Origin of the sequence: Microcoleus sp. PH2017_24_DOB_U_A (assembly GCF_020738205.1) — a bacterium.
Taxonomy (GTDB): domain Bacteria; phylum Cyanobacteriota; class Cyanobacteriia; order Cyanobacteriales; family Microcoleaceae; genus Microcoleus.
The window spans coordinates 88,318-107,712 of record NZ_JAEQCT010000025.1 but is presented as its reverse complement, the minus strand read 5'-3'; the positions used below and the strand labels follow the sequence as shown (position 1 = coordinate 107,712).

At 45.1% G+C, this 19,395-nt stretch carries 20 protein-coding genes and 1 tRNA gene; 10 read left to right on the top strand and 11 right to left on the bottom strand.

What is annotated here, in order from left to right:
• Positions 1–91 precede the first annotated feature (91 nt).
• Positions 92–967, bottom strand: coding sequence for a bifunctional methylenetetrahydrofolate dehydrogenase/methenyltetrahydrofolate cyclohydrolase FolD (gene folD, locus JGK07_RS05530; protein ID WP_293176518.1), 876 nt, complete (start codon positions 965–967; stop codon positions 92–94).
• Between the two features lie 153 nt (positions 968–1,120).
• Here folD and JGK07_RS05525 point away from each other — a divergent pair, with 153 nt between their 5' ends.
• Complete coding sequence (locus JGK07_RS05525; RefSeq protein ID WP_293176516.1) at positions 1,121–1,552, top strand: DNA-binding protein; 432 nt, start codon at positions 1,121–1,123, stop codon at positions 1,550–1,552.
• Between the two features lie 341 nt (positions 1,553–1,893).
• Here JGK07_RS05525 and JGK07_RS05520 read toward each other — a convergent pair whose 3' ends face one another.
• Complete coding sequence (locus JGK07_RS05520) at positions 1,894–2,031, bottom strand: hypothetical protein (RefSeq protein ID WP_293189541.1); 138 nt, start codon at positions 2,029–2,031, stop codon at positions 1,894–1,896.
• Here JGK07_RS05520 and JGK07_RS05515 point away from each other — a divergent pair.
• Positions 2,017–2,439 carry an NUDIX hydrolase gene (locus JGK07_RS05515; RefSeq protein WP_293176512.1) on the top strand — a complete coding sequence of 141 codons (423 nt, stop codon included), beginning with the start codon at positions 2,017–2,019 and terminating at the stop codon, positions 2,437–2,439. The genes JGK07_RS05520 and JGK07_RS05515 overlap by 15 nt on opposite strands.
• A 317-nt stretch (positions 2,440–2,756) precedes the next feature.
• On the opposite strand, the gene JGK07_RS05510 is transcribed toward JGK07_RS05515, so the two are convergent.
• A complete protein-coding gene (locus JGK07_RS05510; RefSeq protein WP_293176510.1) occupies positions 2,757–3,305 on the bottom strand; it encodes a 3-isopropylmalate dehydratase in 549 nt (182 codons plus the stop codon).
• 178 nt (positions 3,306–3,483) lie between these two features.
• On the opposite strand from JGK07_RS05510, the gene JGK07_RS05505 reads away from it, so the two are divergent.
• The 4 genes from JGK07_RS05505 (at position 3,484) to JGK07_RS05490 (ending at position 10,656) form a co-directional block, all read left to right on the top strand.
• On the top strand, positions 3,484–4,353 hold the full coding sequence (locus tag JGK07_RS05505) for a hypothetical protein (RefSeq protein WP_293176508.1): 870 nt from the start codon (positions 3,484–3,486) through the stop codon (positions 4,351–4,353).
• Between the two features lie 552 nt (positions 4,354–4,905).
• Complete coding sequence (locus JGK07_RS05500; RefSeq protein WP_293176506.1) at positions 4,906–6,096, top strand: RNA-guided endonuclease TnpB family protein; 1,191 nt, start codon at positions 4,906–4,908, stop codon at positions 6,094–6,096.
• Positions 6,097–6,206: 110 nt separating this feature from the next.
• A complete protein-coding gene (locus JGK07_RS05495) occupies positions 6,207–8,420 on the top strand; it encodes a GAF domain-containing protein (protein WP_293224028.1) in 2,214 nt (737 codons plus the stop codon).
• Between the two features lie 556 nt (positions 8,421–8,976).
• Positions 8,977–10,656, top strand: a complete 1,680-nt coding sequence (locus tag JGK07_RS05490) for an AarF/ABC1/UbiB kinase family protein (protein WP_293176502.1) — start codon at positions 8,977–8,979, stop codon at positions 10,654–10,656.
• Between the two features lie 78 nt (positions 10,657–10,734).
• Here JGK07_RS05490 and JGK07_RS05485 read toward each other — a convergent pair whose 3' ends face one another.
• Positions 10,735–11,034: a DUF433 domain-containing protein gene (locus JGK07_RS05485; RefSeq protein WP_293176500.1), complete on the bottom strand. Its 300-nt coding sequence runs from the start codon at positions 11,032–11,034 to the stop codon at positions 10,735–10,737.
• A 120-nt stretch (positions 11,035–11,154) separates the two neighbouring features.
• Here JGK07_RS05485 and JGK07_RS05480 point away from each other — a divergent pair, with 120 nt between their 5' ends.
• Positions 11,155–11,373: a hypothetical protein gene (locus JGK07_RS05480; protein WP_293176498.1), complete on the top strand. Its 219-nt coding sequence runs from the start codon at positions 11,155–11,157 to the stop codon at positions 11,371–11,373.
• Positions 11,374–11,375: 2 nt separating this feature from the next.
• Positions 11,376–11,711, top strand: coding sequence for a type II toxin-antitoxin system PemK/MazF family toxin (locus JGK07_RS05475; RefSeq protein WP_293176496.1), 336 nt, complete (start codon positions 11,376–11,378; stop codon positions 11,709–11,711).
• 101 nt (positions 11,712–11,812) lie between these two features.
• Here the strand turns inward: JGK07_RS05475 and JGK07_RS05470 are convergent, their stop codons facing one another.
• The 5 genes from JGK07_RS05470 to JGK07_RS05450 all read right to left on the bottom strand — a co-directional run bounded on the left by JGK07_RS05470 (position 11,813) and on the right by JGK07_RS05450 (position 14,592).
• On the bottom strand, positions 11,813–12,025 hold the full coding sequence (locus JGK07_RS05470; RefSeq protein WP_325315532.1) for a type II toxin-antitoxin system HicB family antitoxin: 213 nt from the start codon (positions 12,023–12,025) through the stop codon (positions 11,813–11,815).
• 390 nt (positions 12,026–12,415) lie between these two features.
• On the bottom strand, positions 12,416–12,805 hold the full coding sequence (locus tag JGK07_RS05465; RefSeq protein WP_293176494.1) for a hypothetical protein: 390 nt from the start codon (positions 12,803–12,805) through the stop codon (positions 12,416–12,418).
• Positions 12,784–13,194, bottom strand: a complete 411-nt coding sequence (locus JGK07_RS05460) for a HEPN domain-containing protein (protein WP_293176492.1) — start codon at positions 13,192–13,194, stop codon at positions 12,784–12,786. The genes JGK07_RS05465 and JGK07_RS05460 overlap by 22 nt, the downstream gene beginning before the upstream one ends.
• A 188-nt stretch (positions 13,195–13,382) precedes the next feature.
• Positions 13,383–13,455, bottom strand: a tRNA-Glu gene (locus tag JGK07_RS05455).
• Positions 13,456–13,545: 90 nt separating this feature from the next.
• The gene (locus JGK07_RS05450) at positions 13,546–14,592 is read right to left on the bottom strand and encodes a M42 family peptidase (RefSeq protein ID WP_293176490.1); all 1,047 of its coding nucleotides are present in this window, start codon (positions 14,590–14,592) and stop codon (positions 13,546–13,548) included.
• A gap of 165 nt (positions 14,593–14,757) precedes the next feature.
• On the opposite strand from JGK07_RS05450, the gene JGK07_RS05445 reads away from it, so the two are divergent.
• Positions 14,758–15,504 carry an FkbM family methyltransferase gene (locus JGK07_RS05445; protein ID WP_293176488.1) on the top strand — a complete coding sequence of 249 codons (747 nt, stop codon included), beginning with the start codon at positions 14,758–14,760 and terminating at the stop codon, positions 15,502–15,504.
• Between the two features lie 195 nt (positions 15,505–15,699).
• Here the strand turns inward: JGK07_RS05445 and JGK07_RS05440 are convergent, their stop codons facing one another.
• Together JGK07_RS05440 and JGK07_RS05435 are read right to left on the bottom strand one after the other, a co-directional pair.
• Entirely contained in the window at positions 15,700–16,734 is a 1,035-nt protein-coding gene (locus JGK07_RS05440) for a histidine kinase (protein ID WP_293176486.1), read from the bottom strand.
• 493 nt (positions 16,735–17,227) lie between these two features.
• Entirely contained in the window at positions 17,228–18,628 is a 1,401-nt protein-coding gene (locus tag JGK07_RS05435) for an S-layer homology domain-containing protein (RefSeq protein ID WP_293176484.1), read from the bottom strand.
• 65 nt (positions 18,629–18,693) lie between these two features.
• Here JGK07_RS05435 and JGK07_RS05430 point away from each other — a divergent pair, with 65 nt between their 5' ends.
• A complete protein-coding gene (locus tag JGK07_RS05430) occupies positions 18,694–19,239 on the top strand; it encodes a hypothetical protein (RefSeq protein ID WP_293210272.1) in 546 nt (181 codons plus the stop codon).
• Positions 19,240–19,395: the final 156 nt, after the last annotated feature.

Sequence of the window (19,395 nt, the reverse complement as noted above, 5' to 3'; positions counted from 1 at the left end):
TATCCGCTCCTGCTTCTGCAATCAAAAGAGCGGATACAGCAATCTCATGTCAAGGCAAAACTGCACATTTCTGCTATGATTCGCGCGCTCGTCAAACCATCTTTTTCGTATAACTAGAAACTGTATTTTCCAACAACATAGCAACAGTCATCGGCCCGATTCCTCCCGGCACCGGCGTAATCGCTCCGGCTACTGTTTTCACAGCATTAAAATCTACATCTCCGGCCAAACGGCTAGTACCATCTGGATTGACGACGCGGTTAATGCCAACATCAATTACTACTGCTCCCGGTTTTACCATATTAGCTGCAATCATTTCGGTGCGGCCGACGGCGGCAATTAAAATATCGGCTTGGCTGGTAATTGATTCTAGGTTTTGCGATCGCGAATGAGCTACAGTAACAGTGCAATCGGCTTCTAACAGCATCAGCGCCATCGGTTTACCCACCAAAATACTGCGGCCCAAAACAACAGCATTTTTTCCTTTCAAATCAATCTGGTATTCCTGCAATAACCGCATCACTCCGGCGGGAGTACAACTCCGCAAACCTTGCTCACCCCGTACCAAGCTACCTAAATTTACCGGGTGAAGTCCGTCAGCATCTTTGTCAGGTGCAATTTGGTACAGCAGCGAAATTGCGTCTAGGTTTTCTGGTAGCGGAAGTTGTACTAAAATGCCGTCTACTCGATCGTCCTCGTTGAGTGCATGAATTGCAAGTTCGAGTTCCGCTTGAGTCACGTTTGCTGGATAATGCTGGCCAAAGGAAGCTATGCCAACTTTAGCGCAGGCTCGCTCTTTGTTGCGGACGTAAGCCGCGCTGGCTGGGTTGTCTCCCACCATCAGCACCGCAAGTCCCGGAGGACGCCCAATCTGGGGTTGTAGGGCGCGGACTTTTTCGCTCAGTTCGCTTTGAATCTTTGTCGCTAAAGCTTTGCCATCTAGTATTTGAGCAGTTTTGGCATCCATTGTAGACTCTAGGTTAGGGGCTGACGAGTTTAAATTTTAGCTTAACTGCCGTCAAGGACTACAAAGCGAGAAATTTCTGACTCGCGATCGACTCTGAGGATTCTGTTACAGTAAGTCGTATCTCACAATCTAAAATATCAAATCCTTTGACAAATGACTACTATAATTCAGCAAGTTTGGATTCAAAGATACTCCATAGGCTCTTTATTGCTAATACTGACTAGCGGTTTGCTCAGTTGTGGCAATGTACCCATGTCTCAACTCAATCTCGGTTTGAATGTTGCTAGCATTGGCGACATTCAACAAAAGCGGCAAGTTGATGGTGAAGTTTATCTCCGAGGGAAGGTGGAAAATCGCGCTCCGTTTGTGGGGAATGCGGCTTATCAAATTCAAGACGGTACTGGTAAGATTTGGATTTTAACTAAGCAAGCTTTGCCCAAGCTTGGCGATGAAGTGTTGCTCAAGGGAGAAGTCCGCTTTAAGAGTATCACCGTCAAGGAATTGGCAGGGAAGGATTTAGGTGAAGTTTATATTGAGGAAATGGAACAATTAAACCGCACTCCAGCGGCTGATAAAGCAAAATAGCTACACGCTAATTTTTTTTCAATAATTAAGTACCTGTATTTCATGAAAATCCAAGGTATGTAGTTGCGCTTGGGCGCTTTGGCTTTGGTTATTGGTGATGAAATGCGATCGCGTTTACGAGCTCTTTGGTTTATATTACAGATTGGGTGAAACAAAGTTTTGACTGGGCTTGTTTATGAGCTTGTTCGTTTTTATTACAAATTTGGGTGAACCCGTCTCTAGTCAAAATTCTTCCCTCTTCCTTCTTCCTTCTTCCTTCTCGGTGCATTTCACTTTTGAAGAGAAGAGGGCGAAGCATGACCGCATATAAGTTATTAGCTATCATCTCATATTGATTGCGGTCATGCTTCGCCCCTACACACATATTTGCCAAACGCCAAACTGAGATGCACCCCTTCCCTCTTCCTTCTTTTCTCTTCCTTCTTCCTTCTTCCCTCTTCCTTCTTCCTTCTTCCTTCTTCCTTATGACTAAAATTCACGTTGCGATCGCCATTTTACACAAAGACGGCAAATTTCTCTGCCAGTTGCGGGACGATGTTCCTCATATCAGGTATCCCGGACATTGGGCTTTGTTTGGCGGACACTTGGAACCGGGAGAAACTGCCGAAGTGGCTCTGCTGCGCGAGTTACTAGAGGAAATTTCCTGGGTTCCTGCAAGTGCCTCTTTTTTCTGTCGCGATGTCGAAGGAGATATTGTGCGCCATGTTTTTCACTCACAACTTACTGCGGATGTCAACGATTTAGTTTTGCACGAGGGTTGGGATATGCAGTTGTTGACAGTGCAGGATATTCGGGCTGGTAAATGCTATTCTGAAAAGTCTGGAGATGTACGACCTTTTGGCATTCCTCACCAGCGGATTTTATTGAATTTTATTGAGTCGATTTGATATTCTATTAATAGACCTCTTGCAAAAGTCCTTTTAATCATATTTTGGGACGGGCTAGAAGCCCATCCCACAAGAAAAAAAAATTGTGGGATGGGCTTCTAGCCCGTCCTAAATATTTTTGCAAGAAGTCTAATGATTTGTAAGGTGCTTGTGGCGCACCCTACATTAGACCTCCTGCGAAAGTATTTTATCGATCCTTTAACAGTCGCCATTTCAGCCATTATTAACTAATAATAAAAGATTGGCCAGACATACTGGTAATTATCGGTTTTGTCGATTAGGTGAGGACTTTCGCAGGAGGTCTATTAACTTAGCAGTTAAGAGCGAGCAGCAATCATTCCCGTTTGCCGTGCGTAGGCAAACAGCCCTCCGGCATCAATCACCGGCCCGACATCTCCTAAAGGCTTGAGGGAGTAAGTGAGATTTTGAGTGTGGTTGATAATTTTATCGCCCGCAAAGTCGATCGTCACTTCTTGGCCTGTTACAAATAGGTCGCAAAGTCGATCGACCGATTCGATCGGATACAATTCGCCAGTCGCCGAGCAATTGCGAAAGAAAATCCGCGCGTAAGACAAGGCTACCACCGCTGTGACGCCCGCAGCCCCCAGAGCGATCGGAGCGTGCTCCCGCGAAGAACCGCAACCAAAATTTTCGCCCGCAATGATAATCGGATACCGGGTTTTGGTTTCGCCGGCTTCCATAAACTTGCCGTAGCGATCGGGCAACCCAATCATCGCATAACTGCCTAGTTTCTCGTACTCGTCCGGCTTCGAGGGAACCAAGGTCAGGTATTCGGCTGGGATAATTTGATCTGTATCGATGTTGTCATCTAGAACAAAAATTTGACCGCTAATTACTTTACCCATAGTTTATTTCCTGTTGTCTCGCTCAATTCTGTGGCGATCGTGTTAAGTGGGATCGGTATGCAAGATTTGCATCTGTTCATTTTAACCTGGCACTGTCAGTGATAACGTGTATAGATAAAAATTAGATCCGAGACTTTGGATTAAAAATTAACAGATTGCGAAGCGTCAAAATAGTGTTATGGCGAATCAAATAGATGACATTGCTCGGCAAGCTCGCGAGGGCTCCGTTGCATCGATTATTCAAATCCTTAACGACAAACTGGCACACGTAGGTGTCAGAGCTAGAGCCGTGTTTGCTTCTGGGATACTGCAACTGCTGTGCGAAGCTGCAACACCCCAACTGCTCGAACAGTCTAGTTTGGTCGATCGCATCCGAGAAATTTTGGAGAATCTCTCGCCCCGCAATATTCGCCGAGTCAACATCAACACCCGGCTGGTGCGAGAACACCAACTGCTGTGGCTCGAAGAAATTAGCCGCGATCCAGAAAATCAATTGCTGTGGTCCCAAGAAATTAAACTCAGAAAGCCAAATTTGTTCAAGCGTTTGGCCGCCGCCCATCACGAACGCCAAGCTGAAGAGCGGGCTTTGCCGAGAATCGCTGCTCCTCGATCGATGCAGCAACCGCGGCAATTTAAGCGCGGTATCGTCGGCGGCGTCAGCTTGAGCGTGTTGTTGCTGGTTGCGGTGGCCGCCATCTACAAAGGACTCAATTCCCCAGTGCCAAACAGCACAGCCGCCACCACCCAAGCAGTTGCCAGTCCCAGTTCCTCAGAAGCAACACCTGCTGTCAAAACTTCTAAGGAAAATCCTAATTCTGCTGTTGACTCTTTTTCCCAAGCAGTGCGGGTGGCAGAGCAAGCAGCCACCCAGGGCAAAACCGCTCAATCTCGCGAAAATTGGTTAGTAGTGGCCGCTAAGTGGCAGCAAGCTTCGGATTTGATGGCCGCCGTATCCCCAAATCATCCCCGCTCTGCAACGGCTGTTAACCGGACGGTACTTTATCGCCAAAATAGCGATCGAGCCCAACAGGAAGCACAAAATAAGTAAGCAGGGAAGTCGGATAAATTTAACAATAGAACTAGCAAGCGCGTTTCTAGAACTTGCGATCGATGAGTAGTCGAGCAAAAACTTCGTAACTCTCAGATCGATCCTGAGGGAGGATTTTTTATTTTTTATTTTTTGCGATCGGCGTCACTCGATCGCATGATTTATATCACAATAAAATTTTATCAGGATCACAAACTTAAATAAGAAACATCACAGAATCAGGAGAGGGGTCTCACAAAGCAGTCTCAAAAATAAATTCATTCTCAGAACAGTTCAAATTAGTGGGAATGGGATTTATCCTCATCTGGTCAAGGATGCTAAAGTTCATCCCGTACAGATCCAAGGGTAGAAAACAGCAAAATAGAACTCGGTCGGATCTGAGTAAGTCTTTTAAAGATTTAGTTACCCGCCGACGGGCTGCGCCAACGCAGAAAGCAGGCTCATAACAGTCCAACCGACTGTTATCAGAAAACTGGGTTGAAAACCCGTCGTTCTACGACGGCTTTACAAGATTTTACAGGCAGCTTACGATTGAGGTGTGAAACTGGAAACATGACACTCAAAGCCTTCAGCTATCGATTCTACCCAACGCCAGAACAGGAAAGCCTGTTGCGACGCACGATAGGTTGTGTTCGTTTGGTCTACAACCGTGCCTTAGCTGCAAAGACTCAAGCTTGGTATGAAGAACAAAAACGGGTAGCATATACTGAGACTTCAAGTATGCTAACTTCCTGGAAGAAAACTCTTGAATTAGAATTCCTAAATGAAGTTTCTTCAGTACCGTTGCAGCAGTGCTTGCGACATTTGCAAACTGCTTACAATAACTTCTTTGACGGGCGAGCAAAATATCCCAATTTCAAGAAAAAACGCAACGGTGGCAGCGCGCAATTTGCTGCGTCGGCATTTAAGTTCAAGGACGGACAAGTTTACTTAGCCAAGTCTGTTGACCCCTTACCTATTCGTTGGAGTCGAACACTACCGGACGGTTGCCGACCATCAACGATTACGGTAAAGCTGGCACCATCTGGTAGGTGGTCAGTTTCTTTGTTGGTAAATGTGGAAATTGAAACATTACCCGACGAGTCAGACAACCAAATCGGTATTGACTTGGGAATTACCAGTTTGCTGGCACTGAGCACAGGCGAAAAAATTGTCAACCCCAAAGGATTTAAGGCAAAATATCGCCAACTTAGAAGAGCGCAGAAAGCTTTAAGTCGAAAACAGAAGGGGTCAAATAACCGACACAAAGCAAGGCTGAAAGTAGGGAGAGTGCATCAAGAAATTGCCGATGCAAGGAAAGATAATCTTCACAAGTTAACAACGCGGTTGGTGCGTGAAAACCAAACCATCGCCGTAGAAAATTTAGCTGTGAAGAACATGGTAAAAAATCGAAAACTGGCTCTTGCCATCAGCGACGCAAGTTGGGGTGAATTGGTCAGGCAACTTGAATACAAGTGCAATTGGTACGGTCGCACTTTAATCAAGATTGACCGATGGTTCCCGAGTTCAAAACGGTGTTTTGAGTGCGGATATATTGTTGAAAAACTGCCGTTAAATGTTCGGGAGTGGAAGTGTCCTAATTGCGGGTCACACCATGACCGAGACATCAACGCCAGTAAGAATATTCTGGCCGCAGGGCTTGCGGTAACAGTCTGTGGAGCGACTGTAAGACCAGAACAGAGTAAATCTGTTAAGGCAGGTGCGAAAAACCGATCCGGAAGGAAGCAGAAACCCAAATCGTGAGGCTTGGGAATCCTCGCTCTTCTAAGGCGGGGAGGATGTCAAAGATAGGTTCTATATATGCAGCACGAATCTGCTTAAACATCATTAAAAAAAAGAAAGACTTCGTTGCCATGATCGATTACCAGGGAAATCAAGACTTTACTCCGATCGACCAATCGCCTTCAGAGTCTCGCACTTTGCATCTACCACAAATGGCAGAACCAGTATCAGTCCAAAAATTTCTGGATCGTCTTATGCAGTACCAGGTCGATCCTGCCCTTGTCGGGCGGCAAATTTACCAAATTCTCGCGACCAACATCGATCGAGAAATCCTGCTGCTACAAATAGCAAAAACTTTGGGGGTTGCTTGTGGGGTAGATTTCTGTTTGGTTGCTGCTGTAGCTGACCAGAAAGTAGTAATTCCGAATGCTTGCTGGCTTCAGAAGAGCGATCTGCTAAACGCTGCGGATGCAAGTAAGATACCCGAAGACTCCCAAAGCACAAAATTAGAATCGCCTAGCATATCGCTCGAACATCCTGTTTTCGCAAACCTGCTAGCAGACGGCGAGATAGTAGGGATCTCCGACTATCTTGATACTCCTTTGACAGCTTCATCGCCCAATTCCCCTGTGACACCGCTGCCTTGTCGGGCAATTTTGGCAGCGCCTGCGCGATTTGGAGGGGCTGTAAATGGGACGATCGTTCTTGGTAAGTTGCAACCTCACGAGTGGTCAGCAACCGATCGCCAGCGCTTAGAAGCAGTATCAGAGGCGATCGGTATCGCGATTGCTCACATTCAAAAAACTCAAGAAATTGCCAGTTTAAACGAACAGTTACAGCAACAAGCTAAATACAAAAATCTACTCAGGTCAGTGGCTACTGCGATCGACACCAGTTCAGAAGTCGATCAATTTTTGCAGCAAATTATTGAAAATACCGTCAATACCTTGCAAGTAGATAGAGGTCAAATACTGCTGTTCAAAGATACAGACTTCCCCTTAACAAAAGCCTCCGTCAATCAAACTCCCAAAGCAAAAATAGTATTAATTGGCGAATCTGCATCAACCAAAAATGAAGGTAAACTAACAATAGAACCAAAAAATTCTGGAAAACAAAGCTCGAAAGCCAAACCCAAAACCCAGGCAAAAAGTGCTAATTCCAAATCCAAAAGTTCTAACTCCAAACAAAATAACTCTCCCGCTTTTTGGCTGTCGGAATCTAATTTGTGCGGTCAAGCATTCCAGAGCGCACCCCAACCTCTCGCCCTTGCTGACGCCAGCGAATTAATCGACAAGGAAGAAGAGGGAGCCGCAGAAATCTTGAAACTCCAAGGTATTCGGGGGTTGCTGGTAATTCCCATCATGCACGCAAGCAGACAGGAAATTGTCTTAGGGTTCTTGGTTTTGCAGCACTCCGAGCCGCGCCATTGGAACCCTGAAGAATTAGAAATTCTGGAATCAGTCTGCGCTCAAGCGAGCAGGGCGATTATTCAAACTCAGATATTCAAGGAAGTGCAAACCCAAGTCCAAAAAAGAGATGCTGAGTTGGAAGAAAGTATCAACGTGCAGGAGAAACTGCACGAACAATCTGCCAATCAACTAGATCAACTACGCAAATTGAAGCTGATCAAAGACGAGTTTATCGACAATGTTAGTCACGAGTTGCGAACCCCTTTGACAATCATGAATCTGGCGATTCTGATGCTCAAACAGGCCGAACAGCCATCAGCAAGTCGGGCTAATTATCTCGACATTCTAGAGCAGCATTGTGCTAAGGAAGCCGCCCTGGTTCAGGATTTGCTAACCTTCAAGCAATTAGAGCGTCAGCCACTCCCTCTTTATCCAGTCAACATCGATCTCAACCTTTTAATTAAAGATTTAGTTGTGGATTTTGAGAAAAAGTGGGCGGATAAGGGATTGACTCTGAAGGTGGATGTGCCGAAGTTTACCCCTTCCTTGGAAAGCGACCCGGACAGTCTTAAGCGGGTACTACTGGAACTGCTGACGAATGCTGGAAAATACTCGACTTCAGAAACAACGGTAGTTTTCAAGGCGTCTGAGGTAGCCAGCGATATTGTCCTGAGTGTGTCTAATTTCGGGCGTGGCATTCCTGATGCTGATTTGCCCCACATCTTTGAAAAGTTCCGTCGCGGTACTGGCATTACCAACAAAGCGATCGCCGGTACGGGTTTGGGTCTAGCCCTGGTAAAGTCTTTAGTGCAGCACTTGAATGGTACTATTGATGTGTCTAGTTGTCCGGCAGAAAGTTCTGAATCTGACGAGTTGTGCCGCACATCTTTTACTCTGACTTTGCCAAAAATTCCAGCGGAACTGTTGAATCTATAATAATAGTTCGGTTGAGAAGCGGCCCTGAATTGCCAGCGAACAGGCTAAAACTTGCGTTAATAGGGAGATTAGAAAATATAGCAAACCTTACCAAATCATCCTTTTTGATTTGTTTGTCTGATTGCGGGAACTTCTCTGAGTTTCGCGTGGGAAGAGGGGCTGTTTACCGCATAGCCGACGACTCGACACCCGTACCGGTACCGGAGGGGACTGTAATTCCCGGCTTAGCATTGGAATTGGATTGTTGATTCAAAAACGCAAGCATCTGGCTGTGAAATAAACTGACCAGAAAGAATTGGTTAAAAGCCCCAAGTCTTTGAGGGAGAAATTAAAATCAGACTATTCATTACTCCAATCCTCTTCCTTCTAGGTAGAGTTCGCTTTCAAACTGTCCCAGGTCAACTGTCAACTGTCCCAGGTCAACTGTCAACTGTTGAAGGTGTTTGGCTGCAAGTAAATTCCGTTATTTGTCGGGTATTTCTATCTGAGCCGATCGCTTGCTGCAATTTCCAGTTAAAATCGTTGCGGTGCACCTCAATAGATCGCGACGAATCTTATGCTCACAAAAGCTGCACCTAAACTCCTGCGTTGGCAACGTTCTAAATATTCGCCGCTGGCACGACAAATAGACGTTTTTGCTGCGACGGCAAAGTTTATGTTTTTTTTGTGGTGGGATGGACTGCTGCAAGATAAGTCTGCTCATACTAGAAGAATTCGTGCCCATTGGTTGGTCAATACTTTGCTGGATTTGGGCCCGACTTTTATTAAAATCGGGCAGTCTCTCTCCACTCGCGCCGATTTGCTGCCACTGGAGTACGTGAAGGAGTTGGAACAGTTGCAGGATCGGGTTCCTGAGTTTAGTTCCGAAGAGGCGATCGCCCTTGTAGAATCAGAGTTAGGCAAAGATATTTACGCTTTGTACCGGGATTTTGACCCGTTGCCCATTGCTGCGGCGAGTCTGGGCCAGGTGCACAAAGCGAGGCTGCACACCGGGGAAGATGTGATTGTGAAGGTGCAGCGTCCGGGTTTGGAAAGGTTATTCGATTTGGATGTCAAGGCGGTGCGCCAAGTAATGCGTTTGTGCGATCGCTATTTACCAGGGACGCGCAAGTACGACCTAGAATCTCTTTATCACGAATTTTTTAAGATTTTATATCAAGAGATTGACTACGTACAAGAAGGCAAAAATTCCGATCGCTTCAGCCATAATTTTCAAGAATATCCTCAGATTATTGTCCCGAAAGTCTACTGGCAATACACGACTAAAAAAGTGCTGACTTTAGAATACGCGCCGGGGATTAAGGTGGACGACAGGATCAGTTTAGAGGCGATTGGAGTAGATATTACGAAGCTCAATCAACTCGGAATTTCCTGTTACTTGAAGCAGTTGTTAATTGACGGTTTTTTTCAAGCTGACCCGCATCCGGGAAATTTGGCGGTAACAGAAGATGGTAGCTTGATATTTTACGATTTTGGGATGATGGCAGAAGTGAAGTCTCTGGCTAAGGACGAAATGGTCAAGACTTTTTTTGCTGTGCTGAGAAAGGATACCGATCGGGTACTGGATACTTTAATTGCGATCGGCTTAGTGGAGCCGATGCCGGATATGATGCCGGTACGCAGGCTGATTGCTTTTCTGTTGGATAAGTTTATTGATAAGCCGATCGACTTTCAAGCATTCAATGAAATCAAGAACGAACTGTACATCATGTTCGAGCAACAACCGTTTCGCTTACCAGCAGAAATGATGTTTATTGTCAAGTCGCTGACGACTCTCGACGGCATTGCTAGAACTCTCGACCCTCACTACAATTTCCTATCATGCGCTCAGCCTTTTGTCAAGAGTATTGCGGTGAGTAAAGGGCGCAGAAGTGCGATCGGAGAATTGGCTCTCCAAGCACGAAATTTTATCACCTACAAGTTACAGCAGCCGAGTAAATCGCAAGTTTTTATCAAGCGTTTGGAACAGCGGATAGAAGATGGGGAGTTGCAAATTCGAGTCCGCAATATCGAGAGCGATCGCGCCCTGAAACGCATCAATCTCGCCCTGAAAACTCTGATTTTTGCCTGTATGGCTGGTTTTGGGGGGCTGACGGGTGCAGTGCTGCTGGTGGGCGGATATCAAACGGGGGCGATCGTAGCTTTTGCTGTGTCGGGATGCGCTGGCTTGTTTGTGCTGCGTTCTTTGCTAGATTTGTTAGTGAGGGAAAAGCTCGATCGAATAGCCGAAAAATAAATATACTTACTTGGTAATTAGGTTCGTAGTGAGGACTTTAGTCCTCATTTAAAACACTAAAGTAAAGACGAATTCAGCTCATGCTGTCTCCTGCATTTTTAGCAGATTTAATGCTGCAAAACGTTCATATTCTGCTTGTTGGGTCGCTAAATTTGCTTCTATTTCTGGTCGATTTGCGTGATAATAAGTCAGTGCAGCATAAACCTGCGCTAGGGTGAGATGATCCAGATCCGCTGCTATTTCCTCAGCACTATTACCTTGTTTGTATAAGACTACGATTCGCTGCACCGATGTGGCAGTACCTGCAATAATAGGGATGCCACCGCGAAGGTGCGGATCGCGGATAATGAGAGTGCCAATATCAGTTAAAGTTGGCATAGGTGAATCTGGGGTTAAAAATTAGAATTCAATTCTAGCATAAATTTATTAATTTTTTAAGCTATAATCTAATCAACCTGCCCTAAGTGTTCCAGAAGATAAGCAGCAGGAGGATTTGCTATGTCAACTACTGTTCGAGAAGTTTACGATCGCGTTCTTTCTACCCTTTCACCAAAGGATAGACTGCGCTTGGCAACTCTTATTCTCAACGATTTGGTGCAGCAAAATCTATCGGTTGTCGATGAAAGCGAGACTTGGACTGAAGAAGATAAACTCGATGTGACTACATTTTCTTTGCAGTATGCGGCCACCATTTTTCCTGAAAACGAGGAGATTTAATAGTGTCTTTTAATCCTGGTGATGTGGTGACAGTAGATTTTCCTGGTGTCACTGGCATTAAACGTCGTCCGGCGGTAATTCTATCATCAGTTACCTATAACACAACCCGCCGCGATGTAATAGCTGGACTACTGACTACACAGACAACTGCTTTAGGTATAACTGATTATATACTCCAAGATTGGGCCACAGCAGGTTTACGAGTCGTTTCGGTTTTTCGCAGTTTTATTGTCACTCTACCGCCATCTTCCAACTTAGTTCTAATTGGTCATCTGTCGGAACGTGACTGGAAGGAAGTTCGTGCTTGCTTGAAAGTCGCTCTTGCGGATTTGGAATGATATAGTTGTTACTGTTGGACGAAGAAGTGTTCGACAATATCCTCTTTAGAGTAGATTATAATTGAATTTTGCCGACTTAATTTATGAAATATTTTGTCCTACTACCGTGCTTCTAGATACTCACAGAGAGTAGTTGGTTCGGGAATTGGTAAACCCTCCTCTCGCAACCCTTCTAAGTGAAATTCGATCGCTTCTTTAATTTCCTGCTGTACTTCCGCAAGGGTAGCGCCTGTGGCTGCACATCCAGGTAAATCTGGCGCATAAGCTGAATAGTTATTGGGTGTTTTTTCAATGACGATCGCATAACGCATCATTTAGTCTCGAATTTAGAGTTGATTAGTTAATTGTAGGGTGTGTGACGGCGATAAATCTTTACATCAAAACCAGGAAAATATGTACAGTCAATCGAACGGATAAATTCGGGGGAAGAGAGGATTTTAGATTTTCGATTTGGGATTGATTCCACGGATAAATCACGTGGCGGGTACCATCAAAAAATTATTGGTCACGCACCGCCTCAGTCGCGATCTGAATTTCAACAAAAAAATACTGCCGAATAAATGTTGTGTTTATTTATAAAACCATTGTGTTCAGGTGCGGATATCTTAAATTGTCGATAGGTAGCTAGGAATTTTTCGTGGATCCACACCCTACGAATTAAGTAAACATTATTGCATGATATATCAGCTCGATCGAGAGTTGATTCACTTGATTTGATAAATGTAAGCATCATCAATGTACCTATGATTGACGCTTTGATTCGTTATCCGTCTCCCTGAGAAACTTGATTTGAAACGTTGTTGTAACTCGCGCAATCCCTGAATTAATTCATCTTTGACACTGACTGCGACAAGGGCTGTCCAATCAATTTTCAATTCTGGCTCTACCTCGCGAAAGACTGATAGTATCTCGTGGTAAGTTTTAAGTGGGCCTTTCTTATCATATGAAGGCGATGTGAGCATCAATCGCCAGGTTTCGGGTTCTGGTGCGTAGAACCAGAGAGCAGAATCAACTGATACACCTGCTGCATTAAGAGCGTCTATTAGTCTTTGACCTTCTGCTATTTCTTGACTTACCAATGTTGCTGTACCCATTGTAAAATTCCGTGATTGCTGTCGGTAATTGCTGAGTAAATATCGAGGGCTTTTTGTCGGTCATGTTTTTGGTAACGGCTTTCTTCTGACCAGTCTTTAAGAACTACCCATGCAGTTAAAAACTCTACATCTTTTAGCAGAGTTTTTAATTCGGAATCAAGTTTAGCAACTTTAACAAGTTTTTCTAAATCGTGGGTGTAACTGTCGAAAACAGTTTTTTTGTCAGGAAAGTCGAATTTCCGCGTTTGTTTTGCGATGCAAGCTTTTAAAGCGCATTCAACAACATAACCGCTGAGATAGTAAGCACCAGAGTATTGACGATTTTCGAGCAGCACTTCTACTTCTTTAAGTCGAGTGAGTGCGATGTTTTGTAAATCTCGTCTATTCACAAGTTTAGCTTACCTCCATGAAATCAGCAAGAAGACCGGGCGGTTGAAACCGCGTCTGGATTTACAATTATCCAATACGAGAGGAAGTTCAACCAACCAAATGCAAAAATGATACCTAGCGTGTGGGTTGGGGTTGTTGCCTTTACCACTTGCTAGATATCATTTTGATATCAGAGTTAGATTTTCAATACCCCCAGGGGAATTCGAATCCCCGTCGCATCCGTGAAAGGGATGTGTCCTAGGCCTCTAGACGATGGGGGCGCGTTTTTCGTTGCGTTTGCTTGTGTTCCGCACCTTTATTACCTTAACTAATCTTTCTGAATTTGTCAACTACTTTGCGAAAGTTTTTTTCTAGTCGTCCGAAAGTTGCTCGCAGTAGGCTTTGAGAATGGCGGCGCAATTGCCGATCGCCCCGAGATGAGCAATCTCGAACCCGTGGGTGTTCTGGGTGGGGAAAGCCAAACAAGCGGCGCGGGCCACATGGCCGAACTTCATGGCGATCGAAGCATCGCTTCCAAAACCGCTAATTACCGCCAACTGCACCTCTACATCGACTGCTGCGGCTGCTGCGCCTAATTGGCCGTTCAATCCTTCATCGTAGACTCCGTAGCCGTCCTGAACCAGCAACACCGGGTTTTCGCCATCTGCGATCGGGTATTCCGGCGCGATCGGGCAAATTTCCAAAGCAATCAGCGCATCCAACGGCTGGCGCTGCGTGAAATACAAAGCCCCGATCGCCCCAACCTCCTCCTTCGCCGACGCCACCAAATAAACATTCACCGCAGGCTCTGTCAAATATTCCGCCAGAGCCAGCAAAATCGCCACAGAAGCCTTGTTGTCAAGGGTGTAGCTCGCGATCCAATCCTTCAAGCGAATCGGCTGTTTGCGGTGCTTTCCTACCACCATCCGCGTGCCCGGCCGAATTCCGGCCTCGGCTAATTCCTCGGTAGTACACTTGGTTTCGATCCAGGCATTTTCCCACTTGACAGCAGCATCTTCCTGCTGAGCTTTTTGAGGAGATTCGTGAGAAACGTGGCGACTCCCGAAGCTGAGAATGCCGCTAATTGTTTGCTTGTCGCCCAATAAATCGACGACGCCTTCGCCATAAACCCAAGGAAACGCGCCGCCCAATCTGCGGACTTCAACGCGGCCGATCTCGCCTATTGTTTTAACTAGGGCGCCAATTTCGTCTTTGTGGGCGGTAATGGCGATCGACTTGGAGGGATTGCGGCCCGGAATTAGGGCGATCGCATTGTCAGCGCGATCGATCCAAGCATTCACTCCCAGGGCGGCGAACTTTTCCATCAACCGCTGGTTAATTTCCGACTCCGCACCGCTGGGTGAGTGCAGCATGACTAATTCTTCGATTGTTTGAAATAGGCGATCGAACTCTAACATTTTTGATTCCCGGATTTGGGAGCGTATTTTGACATATATTAAAGCAGATTTTTTCTGGGTAGGAATCGTATTTTCTGAAGTGAATCTGATTTTTTTTGAACCGCAGAGGGCGCAGAGGGCGCAGAGAGCGTTATTATAAAAATGATTTTTTTTTAATATTCTTCTATGCTTGTCAATAAAATACTGCAACTTTTGCAACGTAAAATCCGCGCCCAAAAGTTAGGTGTAGAATTCAAGAGAGTTGCTAGCTTTAATTTGCCCGGTAATTTAATTGTGCAAGGAAATCGCCAACAAGTAAACTTGCCGGAGGAGAAAGGCATGGATGGAGAATTTATTGAAGTGCTTTTAGATGACTGTTACGGAGTGGAACAATTATCTGAATCGCTGATGAAAGTTCTCGATATCGGGGCGAATGTCGGGTTATTTCCGATCGCCGCCCGGAATCGATTTCCTCAAGCTGTAATTCACGCCTACGAAGCTAATCCAAACTTAGAAATTTACCTCAAACATCAATCTGAAATTGCCAATTTTACCTATTTTATGGAGGCTGTGGGAGCCGAAGATGGTAGAGTAGTTCTGGATATTCGGGAAGTATCGGGAAAAACGCGATCGCGCGTCAGCGAAAACGGTGATGTACCGATGGTATCGTTGAAAAGGGCGATCGATCGCATTGGCGGCAGCGTCGATTTAGCCAAAGTAGACTGCGAAGGTGCAGAATGGCTGTTATTTGAAGACCGAGATTCTTGGCAACTCGTGCAAAACCTGTCTTTAGAATATCACTTGTGGTCTGGTCACACTCACGCCGAAACCCGACAAGTTATTGAAAATTTAGGATTTCGGGTCACAAAGCAAACGCCAATAGATAAATGGTACGGCTCGATCTTAGCATCCCGAACCCCCAACCCTAAATAAGGTTCGTAGTTAGGACTTCAGTCCTCAGACTTTTTGAAGGACTGAAGTCCTAACTACAAACCAATTTTAACAGAATAGGACTTACGCGCGGGAGCCAGAAACCGGGTTTTTTCGAGAAAACTTTGTTGTGATTCGCAGATTTAGGGAAAAACCCGGTTTCTTTGTCGGAGTGCGCCCAGGACTGCTGAACTTGGATTAAATCAGTTCTTCACCTTGATTAAAACTGTGCATTCCTTGATTTTCCTCGACGCGCACAATAACATCTTCGGGAGTATTGATGATGCCTTTGAATGATTCTTGACTTGCTTGCAAAGCTTGTTCCTTGTTTTTGCGATCGGCAAGTTCGCGCTGCAACTTATCAATTATCCGTTCAAAACGAGCTGCTTGCCTGAGCATTTCCTGCTCCGAAAAATCCAGCAATTGAATCAAACTAGCAATTTGATTTTCCAGTAATTGATTTTCGTAAGCATTGTGAGATTGCACAATATTTGCCGATGTTTTTGAATTATTAAAAACATCTTTTTCGTCAGACAAAGACAGAGCCGTTTTGACACTAAGTGCAAAATGTTTAAACAATTGAGCTGTGCTATGGGGAATTTTTACTTTAAGGAAAATGACTACAGTAAACAAACTTCCCGATCGCAAAAGTCCCCCAAATGCCAAGACAGACTTGACTTTGTACGGGATAATTAAGGAATCTTGTTCCGGAATAAAGGGGCTGCCTTTTGCCTCGGATACGTGAAAAATATTTAATACTGCTGGTTCTAATTGCAGAAACCTTTCTCCCTCGATGCCGAGGACTGTAGGAATATCTAAACCGAACTGTCTGATGGTTTCCGAAATCGCCGGCATTTTGGCTACTACTTCGGTGCTAACTAAGGGAATAGCTGTATTTTCTACTGCTGTGTGCCGAGAATTCCACTGCGGTTCTATGCCTGCGGTTGCTAGTAGAGTCCAGCATTTCATGTCGGCGGCAGGGGATTTGCCATTCATTAAGCGGCGGGCGGATTGTTGCAATGATTCTTCTAATTCCCCGTAGGGATGAGTTTTGAACAAACGCACCAAAACACAGCTATTTTCTCCAGTTTGCGAATCGCAAAAATGTTGGTAAATATACTTGACAATTTTCTGGCTGCTAGCTTCCATACTAGCAGAATTTCTACCGAACTGGCGCAGCACTAAACTGCATTTCGCGATGTCTTGCGGGGTAAATAGGGTAATATCGTACATTAGAAAACGCTCTCCCAGACTCAAACACTCTTTTTCATTTATCCTTACGTCCGTTACCCCATCCGGAATTCTACTGAGAGTTTTTCCAAGTGTTAGTTAAAATATGTACAAAGTTTGCCAGCCAAATGCAGCGCTTGTCTGGCAGGATACAGAAATTAAGACTAAGCAAGAGTAATAGAAAACATCTATCCCGTAGCGCGCGCACCGCGCACAGAGAGGCAGATGTATGATTTATGGCGTTTGCAAGGATTTGTGGCGGTGACTCGGGCAGAGAAATTAAAGTAGCGAGACTTTTCTACCAGAGTCAGGATGATAATCTAACAGGTTTTTAGTGAGGACTTCAGTCCTCAGCAAAAGAAGGACTTAAGTCCTCACTACGAACCTGTAGTGAGGACTTAAGTCCTCAGCAAAAGAAGGACTTAAGTCCTCACTACGAACCTTTTTTTGTTTAAGTTGATGCTTTGTTTAAAATTTTTAATCATCCCAAACAACTCTACTGGGCTGGTTGAGACTTGGCTTGCAGAGCATCTTTAGCCGACAATCCCTGATCTTGAACGCCAAAATACCACAAACTTGCAGCAGCTTCGGCGCGAGTCACGGATTTCTTGGGCTGAAAGAGAGTAGTAAAACCAAAAACCCGACGAATATTCGCCAAATCTCCATTGTTGAAATCAGCTAAAACTGCTCGCGACGCCTGGGAATCAATCTTAGAAGCATCTTGAAAACCCCATTTTTCTTTTACTCCGTCAATGTTAGCTGTGGGCAAAACTTGACGAGTATCTAATGGTACTTTCCAAAGAATCATTGTTTCGCGGGTTAAAGGTGCATCCGGACGAAATTTCATATCTTTCGTTTCTCCAGAAAGCGAACTCGGAATTAAACCGGCTTCTGCTAAACCTTGAATTGCTGCAAAATCTGGATCTGTTTTGGGTATGTCAGAAAAGGCCGGTTCGCTAGATTCTACTGCTAATCTAATTTGTTTTGCTTGACGGCTGGCATAAATCTGATTGTTTGCTGCTACTAACCAGCGGGCGTATTCGCGGCGGGTGACAATTTTGTTGGGTTCGGGTAAACTGTTGCCAGTTTCTAAATTGGCACCGCTTTTCGATCGCACTTTCAGTGCTTCTAACTGAGCCAAATCTGCCACGTACTGCTGCAACTGTTGAGGAATTTTGGTGTCTAGTTGGCTAACTTTTTCTGATTTTGGCGAGGCGGATGGGGTTGGAGTAGTTCCTTCTGAATTTGATGGACTTGGTGAAGCGGTTGGAGATGGGCTAGACTCGGAATTGTTAGGTTGGGGACTGGCTGCTATTTCTGGGCCCTCTTTGCTGTAGTCGATCGCAAATTCTGTAGAACCTCCTACTTTTTGAGTCCCAGAAAGCGACACTGTTACCCGCAATTTATCTCGGGTTGCTACCAAAGAACCTTGTCCTTCGGCGGTTGGGCGGCTGACTATTTGCCAATTCCTGCGCCCAAATTCTGTCTGATAAAAGTTCTGAACCGAATTAACCGGATCTGTGCTTTCCCAGCGCAGCCGCACGTTTTTTGACTGTCCATCGCTGGGCGCACCAACTTCGATTAACTGAGCATTAGGATAGAGTGGAATCTCTGTCGGGAAATCGGCAGGAAGTTTGGCGGTTGTGCTGGTTTCAACTGCTGTCGCTGGGGGAGCAACAGGGACGGGAAGCGGAGTTTCGGTTAATTTCGGATCGGCGGCTACCGATTCTTCGAGGGCTTTGCTGTTGGGGCTGTTTGCACAAGCTGTCACAGAAACCAGCAGACTGATAGCCAGCCAAGTCTTTGCAGTAGCGAGTATATTGGTTTTATTAGTTTTACTGGTTTTGGTTGGGCCGATCGAGTTGCCTCGCCGTTGAGTACGTATAATATTCAGCATAAATCCCTCGTTTGCGGATATATTTCTAGGCTAGCGCAGATCGGACAAATATAATTTTTACCCAAATGAAATTTCTGCATATAATCCTAGTTACTGCTACGTTACTTGTTTCGGCCGTCAAGTTTGGCAGTCCCGCAAAAGCTGAAGCAGCCCCGCTGCGGGCGCCACTTCCTCAGCCGGAGTGGCAGCCGTTTTGCTCGGCAATGGGTCAGTTTGCGATCGATATGCCGGGAAATCCCAAAATTAATACTGAAACTTTTTCAACTCAAATTACCACTCATACATACAGGTCGATCTTAAAAAACAAAGAAACTTATTTACTTCAATATTTTGACCTAGATTTTCGGACTAGCAACAAGAATATCAAAATTACTTTAAATAATGCAGTAGATTTTTTTGTCGTGGCTGCAAATGCTAAATTGCTGCAAGTGCGTGATATTTCCCTGGGCGGCTACCCGGGAAAAGAGTTTGAGTTTCAGCCACTTTCTCCCAAGGAACCTATAGGTGTCGGTCAAGTTTTTTTGGTCGAAAAGCGCGTTTACGGGCTGGTTGCTACTACTCCAGAGCCAGAAAATGCTCAAAAATTTCTCGACTCTTTTCGTTTGTATTGAAGCAGGAAGTTCGGCAACGGATGTCAGCGATCGGTCATCAGTCATCAGTCATTAGTCATTGGTAATTGGTAATTGGTAATTGGTAATTGGTAATTGGTAATTGGTAATTGGTAATTGGTAATTGGTAATTGGTAATTGGTAATTGGTAATTGGTAA